This window comes from Mesorhizobium caraganae, from assembly GCF_016836705.1.
GTDB classification, from domain to species: domain Bacteria; phylum Pseudomonadota; class Alphaproteobacteria; order Rhizobiales; family Rhizobiaceae; genus Mesorhizobium; species Mesorhizobium caraganae.
This window is the reverse complement of record NZ_JAFCGY010000146.1, coordinates 1-449: the sequence shown is the minus strand read 5'-3', so window position 1 is coordinate 449 and position 449 is coordinate 1. Positions and strand designations below refer to the sequence as shown.

Genomic DNA, 449 nt, shown 5'->3' with positions numbered 1-449 from the left:
CACAGGTCGCGCGCGTCGAGGGTTTCGCGGGTGATGGTGAAGGCCTTGGCGACCTCGCCCGGGGTGCGGCCGCTGTCTTCCTGCATGCGCAGCAGGAAGGTCGCGCCCATCCGGTTGATGGTCGAGTTGGTCACCGCGGTGGCGATGATCTCGCGCTTCAGGCGGTGGTTCTCCATCGCCTTGGCGTACTTGGCCTGCAGCGGCTTGGGGAAGTAGCGGACCAGTTCCTTGGACAGGTACGGGTCTTCCGGCACGTCCGAATCCAGCAGTTGCTGGAACGCCACCAGCTTGGAGTACGACAGCAGCACCGACAGTTCCGGACGGGTCAGGCCCTGGCCGCGCGCCTTGCGTTCGGCGATCTCGGCATCCGACGGCAGGAACTCGATCTGACGGTCGAGCAGGCCCTGCGACTCCAGAGTGCGGATGAAGTGCAGCTTGCTGCCCAGGCG

General features: G+C 65.9%; 1 protein-coding gene. It reads right to left on the bottom strand.

The window, feature by feature from the left end:
* On the bottom strand, positions 1 to 449 hold a 449-nt coding region (locus JQK88_RS35700), incomplete at both ends, for an NAD-glutamate dehydrogenase domain-containing protein (RefSeq protein ID WP_203281286.1).